Source organism: Novosphingobium chloroacetimidivorans (assembly GCF_014204535.1).
GTDB lineage: Bacteria > Pseudomonadota > Alphaproteobacteria > Sphingomonadales > Sphingomonadaceae > Novosphingobium > Novosphingobium chloroacetimidivorans.
The window spans coordinates 1-7,075 of record NZ_JACHLR010000049.1 but is presented as its reverse complement, the minus strand read 5'-3'; the positions used below and the strand labels follow the sequence as shown (position 1 = coordinate 7,075).

Genomic DNA, 7,075 nt, shown 5'->3' with positions numbered 1-7,075 from the left:
CACGCCGCGCACCTTCGTGGGCAGCAACGGCTCGATCACCGACCACTCGAAATCCGTCAGATCAAAACGTGCCATGCCCATCTCCTTGCCGGAGAACTGAATCATGCCTCTGCCTGTTTGGGAATCCTGTTTATGGGTCTGTGGCCTAAGATACCATACTCAAAAACCTAAGAGCATCAGGTGGAGAGCGGTTCGCATTGAACTGACAGCACTCCGCCTGCGGTTAAGCAGAGGCAGATCGCGGATCCGGCAATCATCGAGCTGATGCCCGCCCATGTGCCTGAGAACAAGGTCAAGGCAGCGTACGATCGTGCGGGGCACATGGAGCGACGGCGCGAGCTGGCGCAGGAATGGGCCGATCTGCTCATGAAAGACATGCAACCTGCCGGGAATCTTCTGGAAGGTCGAAGGCGAAACTAGCGGCCTTCAACCGCCAAGCCGATGAGTTGCAAAGTGCGATCGATCTGATACGATTTGTCCTAAACTGAAGCCTCATAGGTCCGCAGCTTTCAGTCAGTCGTGCGTGAGCGTAAACCGTTCGGAGCACGCTTACGTAGTGGGTTCTAGCGACGGTGCGGCTTCTGGACGTGGAACAAAGCTTAATTGGAAGCTCAGCGATTTACAGGTTTCCACCTAAGCTGCTTGACCGACGCCGTGCTGTCGAGCCGCGCCGTGCGCTGGAGGGCGCTCTCCTATGAGGAGAAAGAAGCTCGGGTCGACAGCCGACGAGCGTCGGAGTCCCGGGATAAAGACAGGATCAGCCCTTCTGCGCCGGCGACTCAAGCACCTCGCTTGGCATGTCCCGAAGCAGCCAAACCAGCATGTCCATTTCCAGCGGCGACTCTCTCAAACTCGGGCGCAGCATGACGGCCTTTGCGTTGGTCAGCTTCGCCCAATTGTCGAGCACGTACCCGACCATCTTTTGGGCAAGCCCTTTGTCTCCAATGTGCTGAAGCGCCTCGGCTTGCTCAGCGATGATAGTCGACGCTCGGGAGATCACGTCAGCAATGGCGACGAAGCGATCCTCCCAAGCGGCATCGATGCTGACGACTTCGCCCATATCACCTTACCCCCGCAGATTCGGCGGATGACATCCTCTCGCCAAAACGGGCGTAGCACAAGGCCGAGGTCGCTGGTTGGGCGCTCAGTCATTAGCGCATTGACGCCGCGCGGCGAAGGAACGCTTAAGCATCTGGATGACCGGCAGTGCCGCTCGTTTGTCAGCTTCCGATGTCGACAGACTGGGCCGCAGTATCAAAGCGTTACCCATAATCAGCCTCATACAAGCCGCCTCATCAAGCGGCTCGCAGTCGACCATGCTGCCGGCCTCTCCCGTCGTCTCCATGTCTTGCATTACGTCGAGAACGGCAGCCAAGGCTGCTACGAAAACCTCAACAATCTCGCGCCTGCGAGTGTCACGGGCTCTGCTGAGGCAAGCTACGTTGGACATGGCACGGCTGTGGGCTCCAGTTCGGAGGCGTCTACTTCGCGCAAGTTAAGTTTGCGTGATGGTGGTGCCCATGGCTGATAAGGCATCATCTCCTCGGCTGCTACGGCCCAACCCCTGCCGAACGAGTGCACGACGCAGCCACGGCCGCTGCTCACGCCTGGAGCCCGCTGACCGGTCGCTGCTGGGCGCGATGCTCATGCTAGCTGCGCTTGCAGCGCTCATCATCACAAGCGAGTGGTGGACCTCGCCGCCGCCAATCTAAGGGAGGGCGGGCCGGCGCTGCGGGGGGCGAGCACCGACCCTAACTGCACAAAGGACAGGCATTCCGGGTATGCAGCTGTAAGGTCTTTAGCTTAAGGCGTTAAAGACGCAAAGGAGAACGAAGTGGCGGTAGATTGGCAAGGCGCGTTGGGGTGTAGGGTGGAGGCAAGTCCGCAGTGACGAACTCTGATCCCGCGGCCGATCTCGCCCGTCCTTCCTGGGTCAAGCGCGTCATCCACGCCGAAGGACGGACCTTCACCTCGATCCGAAAAGCCTCGCGAGAGTTGGGTATTACGCTTGTGACTGTGCGTAATCGCCTAAAGCGCAAGGATCCCGGCTACTTCATCGAAGAGGTGGAGACGGATGAACCAGTCGTGCCCGCCCGCAAAGATGGCCGCCCCGTGTTCTTTGAGGGGGTGCGATACCTATCCATGAGTGCGGCTGCTCAGGCTGGGGGCGTCACCGTAACGAACGTCAAACGGAAGATAGAGCGAGGCGTTCAGGGCTGTTACTACGAAGACGAAGGGCCGCGCGTCCCTTCAAATCGAGATATCAGAAAGCCGGTCCTTATCGACGGTGTCGTGTACGAAAGCGGCGCTTACGCCGCACGCGAGTTGGGGTTGTCGAGACTGACCGTGGTTTCTAGACTTCAGTCGGCCAAGTTCCCCAACTACTCTTACAAGGAGTAGCACGCCCCGGCAGCTGCTGGTGGACGTGGGAACGCGGCGATAGTGGCGGGACCGCATGAAGGGCTTGGACATGGCGATCGATTGGCAGAGCTTACCGGCGCGCGGCTCGGAGTTGCCTTTCAACGGTGACCAGGTCCTGCTTGCTGTGCCGAACCGCCTGGTAAGCGGCCGCCCCGACCCTGACTGCCCATACGAGCTACACTTGGCGCGATGGGACTATAATGAGGATATGTGGGCGACCAACGAGACTGACGACGACACGGACGGCATATTGTGGCTCGAGGCTACAGCGCCGACGTTGTGGGCTGAGGTAAATCTGCCGTACTAGCTGTGCTGCTGTCTTCCGGCATCATGCAAGGCCGGAGCGGGTGCGCCTGACTGCTGACTTGAAGGTGATGAACGGACCCTAAGCAACCCACTGGCATTTGGTGCTGCTGAAGATCTCATGCTTCCGCCTTATGACGACGCTTTTAAATTAGGATTGCTGCAAGCCCTTGATCCCCTCATCCTCACAATGCCGCCGCCAAGATCCCATATCCTCCAGTGTAAGGTTGTAGCGAGAGCAGGCCGCAGGCGACGGGCAACAGCCCTCCATCGATAGCCGCGATAACTTCAGCCTTTCGTCGTGCCACCCAGCGTGACGTGGTCGCGGGCGGCAGCTGTCGCGTGGTCATCTTCTCACCTAGCGGTCCGGTGACCGTCTTATCTGCAAGCATCGGCTGAACCATAGCGTCCTCTAGGTATGCAATCACCTGAACATGATCTCGCTACTAAAACACGCGACAACCTATGTGAGTTGGACGCTTCGAAAAACCGGTAGCATTTGAAGGCCGAGATGATTCACTGCTTCGGCGCGGCAGCGGAGGCAGAGATGGCGGGGCAGCCTGGCTTCTTCGATCTTTCGGACCGATATGAGGCGCTGAGCGCGGCGGGCGATCCACTGGAGCGTTTGGCCGCGGTGGTTGACTTCGAGGTTTTCCGGGGGCCGCTTGTAGCGGCACTACGCCGTAGCCCTCGGGGCAAGGGTGGACGCCCGCCGTTCGATCCGGTGCTGATGTTTAAGATCCTGGTGCTCCAGGCGCTCTACTCGCTGTCGGAAGAGGCACCGAGTTCCAGATCAAGGACCGGCTCTCGTTCCAGCGCTTCCTTGGCCTTGGCCTCGACGGTACGGTGCCGGACGCCACGACGGTATGGCTGTTCCGCGAGCGCCTGGTGAAGGCCAAGGCGATTGACAGGCTCTTCGCCCGCTTCGATGCCGCGCTCACCGACCGAGGCTTCCTCGCGATGGGCGGTCAGATCATTGATGCCACTGTGGTACCGGCACCGAAGCAGCGCAACACTCAGGAGGAGAAAGCGGCGATCAAGGACGGTCGCATCCCCGAGCGCTGGAAGGACAAGCCAGCCAAGCTCAGGCAGAAGGATCGCGATGCGCGCTGGATCGTCAAATACACCAAGGCCAAGGTGAAGGACGGCGCCGACCCGGAGGCGTTCAAGCCAGTCGATCTCGCCATCCCCATGTTCGGCTACAAGAACCACATCAGCATCGACCGCACGCATGGCCTGATCCGCACCTGGGTGCCAGCGCCGCCGATGGCGCAAGGCTGCCGGTCCTCATCAGCTCGGACAACACGGCCTCGGGCGTATGGGCCGACACAGCCTACCGCTCCAAGAAGAACAAGGCGTTCCTGGCCAAAGGTATGTTCACCAGCAATATCCACCAGCGAAAGCCGCACCGCCGGCCCATGCCCGAGCGCGCGGGCCAATGCAAAGCGTTCTGCGGTGCGCTCAGCAGTGGAGCACGTCTTCGCCGGCCAAAAGCACCGCATGGGGCTGATCGTGCGCACCATCGGCATCGCCCGTGCACGTATCATGATCGGCATGGCCAACCTCGCCTACAACATCCAGCGGCTCGCCTGGCTCGAAGGGCGTACTGCGCCCGCGTGACGCAGATCAGGCGCTGAGCGGCCCTCAGATCCCGCCAAACAGCGAGATCTGACCCTTAATAACACAGCCAACGCTGCCACGACCACTCCTCGCGCCGTCCTCACGCCCAAATCAACGATCCTTCGAGGCGTCCAGTTTTATAAGGGTCTCACTCTTAAGCGCGTCTACTAGGAGTAAACTCTTAGCTGTGGAGATCGGCCTGGCGTCGAACCGAACTAGTTGCCTAAGTAGAGCCCGAAGTAGAACAAAATCCGTCATCGCGATATATGTAGTAAGCAGGTAGGGCGAAGATCGAAATGTAAGGCTATCTTTCAGCCATCTTACCGATTGACTTCATTATCTGCGCCTGCGCTACAGGGGCATTTGCACAATCTGCCGTTACAAGCATCCAAGTTCCACCGACACTGGCAACCTGGTCGACGCGCGTGATGAACGATCTCAACAAGGGCTTGCGGGTACGCGATGACCTTGGAGCACGAGGTCCTTACGAAGGTATAGTGGCCGTGGGCACAGTCAAACCAAGTGCACCGGCTGGTAAGGAGGGTAGGGTGGTGTTTCAATGCCTCGTCCTCGCAAGCCAGCCAGTCCGTTTCGCTACTTCAACTCGTCGCCGGAGGTGATCCGGTTGGTAGTGCTGATGTACGTGCGCTTTCCGCTCAGCCTGCGGAACGTTGAGGACCTGCTGTTCGCGCGCGGGATCGACATCTGCCACGAGACGGTGCGGCTGTGGTGGAACAGGTTTGGCCCGATGTTCGCCGATGAGGTACGCCGCAAGCGCCTTAGCGGCATGCGTGGCTTCCGCCACTGGCGCTGGCACTTGGACGAGATGTACGTCAAGCTGAACGGCGAGATGGTGTACCTGTGGCGGGCGGTCGATCAGGAGGGCGAAGTCCTAGAGAGCTTTGTCACCAAGAGCCGCGACAAGCAGGCAACGCTTACCTTCATGAAGAAGGCGCTCAAACGCCACGGCTCGCCCGAAGCAATCACCACCGACGGGCTGCGCTCCTATGCTGCTGCAATGAAAGAAGTCGGCAACCGCGATAAGCAGCAAGCCGGACGCTGGGCTAACAACCGGGTGGAGAACTCGCACCTGCCGTTCCGAAGACGAGAGCGTGCGCGATGCTCCGGTTCAGGCAGATGAAGACTTTACAGAAGTTCGCCTCTGTTCACGCCAACATCCACAACCACTTCAACCTCGAACGCCATCTAATTGACTCAAAAGACCTTCAAGGAACGCCGATTAGCTGCCTTGGCTGAGTGGCAGATCATCGCGAGCTAAGATACCATCCTCAAAGGCCTAAGAGCATCAGGTGGAGAGCGGTTCGCATCGAACTGACAGCACCGTTTCCGCTGCATCCGCAGGTCACCGTGACCAGCGAACTCAGCGCGAAACGTGCGGTTCGATCCAATTATCAATCGATCTGTCGATGGGCCTATGATCTACTGGTTTTACCCCGTTCAACCTCCTTGGACGTCGCTGGCCCACTGCGCATTCGATGGAGCGCAACGAGAGGATCGGCGCACTGTGAGGTTTGCGCGAATGGCAAGCCTCTTGCAAATCCCACTGCTAATAGCTGGCTTAAAACTACAACTCCCCCGATTGGCTCCGTCCAACGGGCGCACGGCGCGCCAAAAGCCCGCCGTTGCTCTTTCTGGACCACGCTGTTGGAAACACACGTCTATATCGACGGCTTCAACCTCTACTATGGGTTGCTCAAAGGCACTGCGATCAAGTGGCTTGATCTTGAGCGTTCGATTACGCGCGCGTCCTCGTAATTAGCGCCTAATTTCTTTGCCATTGGATTGCCTTGCCAGCTGTCATGATCCGCGCAGATGCCGATAATGGCCGTGCTCGAACGGACTTAAACTGCTAGGCGCCAACGTTGATTCAATCAGTTCGTCTGGGCAAAGCACGGCTGATGCAGTCCTGCCGCATTGATTCAGCAGGCGGCTCCCACTACTCAGCCGCCTCGTCCTATGGCGAGTGTACTTCCGATCCGTCCGGGACAGCGCTGTGAGAGCGTCGCATGTCCTTGCTGCCTGATCTCCGACCGTGCCAGCCGAGTTCCCGAAGCACACCTGTTCCGAGCAGCACGCAGAATACACCCCCCCACGATGAGTGAACGGTCGCGGAAGGTCTGCTCTGTGGTACTGATCGGTACAATCACCAAAGCAGCCCCGGTGACGATCAGGGATCGACCTACGAACCTAAGAGCGCGACTGACAGATATACGCGCCCTGAACGCTTGCGGCTGCCTCTGGCCGTGGCGCTGGTCTTTGGCGGCATCGCCTTGGCGTTCGTGCCTAGCATTGGTACCGTCGAACTGGAACCGGAGCTGCTTGGCTTTGTTCCTGCCGCCGCTTCTGCAAGCCAGCGCTTACCAGACAGACTGGCCGGCATTCCGCTCCAACTTGCGCCCTATCCTCCTGCTTGCGGTGGGCGCCGTGTTCTTCACCGCTGCGGCGGTAGCATTGGTGACGAAGCTGCTTGTCCCGAGCCTGTCCTGGTAGGCTGCAATCGCGTTTGGCGCGATCGTCGCTCCGCCTGACGTGGTGGCGGCGGCGGCAGTCTTGAAAAAAGGTTAGGCCATGAACCCATAGACAGGATTCCCAAACAGGCTGATGCATGATTCAGGTCTCCGGCAAGGAGATGGGCATGGCACGTTTTGATCTGACGGATTTCGAGTGGTCGGTGATCGAGCCGTTGCTGCCCACGAAGGTGCGCGGCGTG

The 7,075-nt window shown here is 59.2% G+C and carries 2 protein-coding genes and 3 pseudogenes; 3 read left to right on the top strand and 2 right to left on the bottom strand.

Annotation, left to right across the window (positions count from 1 at the left end; translation table 11 throughout):
* Positions 1-757 precede the first annotated feature (757 nt).
* Positions 758-1,060 carry a hypothetical protein gene (locus HNO88_RS21375; RefSeq protein WP_184250737.1) on the bottom strand — a complete coding sequence of 101 codons (303 nt, stop codon included), beginning with the start codon at positions 1,058-1,060 and terminating at the stop codon, positions 758-760.
* An 827-nt stretch (positions 1,061-1,887) separates the two neighbouring features.
* Here HNO88_RS21375 and HNO88_RS21370 point away from each other — a divergent pair.
* Positions 1,888-2,400: a hypothetical protein gene (locus HNO88_RS21370; protein WP_184250734.1), complete on the top strand. Its 513-nt coding sequence runs from the start codon at positions 1,888-1,890 to the stop codon at positions 2,398-2,400.
* Between the two features lie 475 nt (positions 2,401-2,875).
* On the opposite strand, the pseudogene HNO88_RS21365 reads toward HNO88_RS21370, so the two are convergent.
* Positions 2,876-3,128 (bottom strand): annotated as a pseudogene (locus HNO88_RS21365) (DUF1153 domain-containing protein).
* A gap of 143 nt (positions 3,129-3,271) precedes the next feature.
* Here HNO88_RS21365 and HNO88_RS21360 point away from each other — a divergent pair.
* A pseudogene (locus tag HNO88_RS21360) lies at positions 3,272-4,344 on the top strand (IS5 family transposase).
* A gap of 559 nt (positions 4,345-4,903) precedes the next feature.
* A pseudogene (locus tag HNO88_RS21355) lies at positions 4,904-5,623 on the top strand (IS6 family transposase).
* Positions 5,624-7,075: the final 1,452 nt, after the last annotated feature.

Coding starts and splice junctions, on each gene's coding strand:
- HNO88_RS21375 (WP_184250737.1), bottom strand. CDS start 1,060: ATGGGCGAAGTCGTCAGCATCGATGCCGCTTGGGAGGATCGCTTCGTC.